Origin of the sequence: Sphingobacterium pedocola, assembly GCF_015209965.1 — a bacterium.
Taxonomy (GTDB): domain Bacteria; phylum Bacteroidota; class Bacteroidia; order Sphingobacteriales; family Sphingobacteriaceae; genus Sphingobacterium; species Sphingobacterium pedocola.
Genome location: NZ_MU158691.1, coordinates 15,426 through 16,758 on the forward strand (window position 1 = coordinate 15,426; position 1,333 = coordinate 16,758).

The 1,333-nt window shown below is 37.0% G+C and carries 1 protein-coding gene and 1 pseudogene; one reads left to right on the forward strand and one right to left on the reverse strand.

Going from position 1 to position 1,333, the window contains the following annotated elements; all coding sequences use genetic code 11:
• Positions 1-836: prolipoprotein diacylglyceryl transferase (gene lgt / locus C4F40_RS16110; protein WP_196940456.1), on the reverse strand; the 836-nt coding region annotated here is incomplete at its 3' end.
• Positions 837-962: 126 nt separating this feature from the next.
• On the opposite strand from lgt, the pseudogene C4F40_RS16115 reads away from it, so the two are divergent.
• Positions 963-1,333: pseudogene (locus C4F40_RS16115) on the forward strand (M42 family peptidase); the annotation flags it as partial.

Here is a 1,333-nt window from a genome sequence, read left to right on the forward strand (position 1 = left end):
TTTGGCTTCCTAAAAATAAGGTACAGACCCACGATAATGAACGGTATACTTAATACCTGTCCCATGTTGAAGGTCATGTCATTTTCAAAAGCTTCTTGATTTTCTTTGAAAAATTCGATTATAAATCGAATGGCAAACAATACGACCAAAAATATGCCAAATAATAAACCAGGCTTCGAACGTTGGTTCTTTCGATACATGACCCAAAGAAGAACGAATAATAGGATATAGCCAAGAGCTTCGTAAAGCTGAGCCGGATGTCTAGGCAACATATTCAAATGCTGTGGTTGAAGTCCTGCATTTTCGAAAATAACAGCCCAAGGTAAGTTGGGATCCGCTGGCTTCCCTAATATTTCAGAATTGAAAAAATTGCCAAGGCGTATAAAAGCGCCTGCAACCGGAACGACTAAGACCAACTTATCTGCAATCCATAAGAAATTTGTTTTTGTTTTGCGGGCATACATATACAATGCGGTCAAAATACCGATTGCACCGCCATGAGAGGCTAGGCCCATAAAGCCTGTTAATTTCCAACTGCCGTCTATTTTTCGAAATGGCAATATCATTTCCAAAGGATGTTGGATATAATAGTCGAACTCATAGAATAAACAATGTCCAATACGTGCGCCGATCAACGTACCCAAGAAGATGTAGATTGTTAATTTATCAAGATCCTCCTGAGATTTGCCCTCGCGCTTAAATACCTTAAGCATTAATACATAAGAGGCCGCAAAAGCTAATAACCAGCATAAGGAATAGTACCTTAGTCCAAATGAACCAATTTTGAATATTTCTTGATCAATATTCCAATGAATTACATTAAAAATAAAATCCATAAGTAAAATTTTGAGTTGTAAAGATAAGCTTATAATTTTATTTTAAAGACCCAAGTGCAGTATCTTCAGATTATATTTTTGGATTAGCTGAATAATTTTTATTTTGTGACCAAACAATAGATTACGATGGCAAAGAAGAGTAATAAAGAAGAAAGTACCCACCAAACTGTGGTTACAGCGGAATCATTAGCATTTTTTGAAAAGTATATTAATAACCCGTCTCCTACAGGGTTCGAATGGGAGGGTCAACGGCTGTGGCTTGATTACTTAAAGCCCTATGTAGATAAGACATATATCGATAATTACGGAACAGCAGTTGGTATTATTAATCCGGATGCTAAATATAAAGTAGTCATTGAAGCCCATGCCGATGAAATTTCTTGGTTTGTGAACTATATTACAAAGGATGGATTGATCTATGTGATACGAAACGGTGGTTCCGATCATCAGATTGCACCCTCCAAACGTGTAAATATCCATACAGACAACGGGGTGGG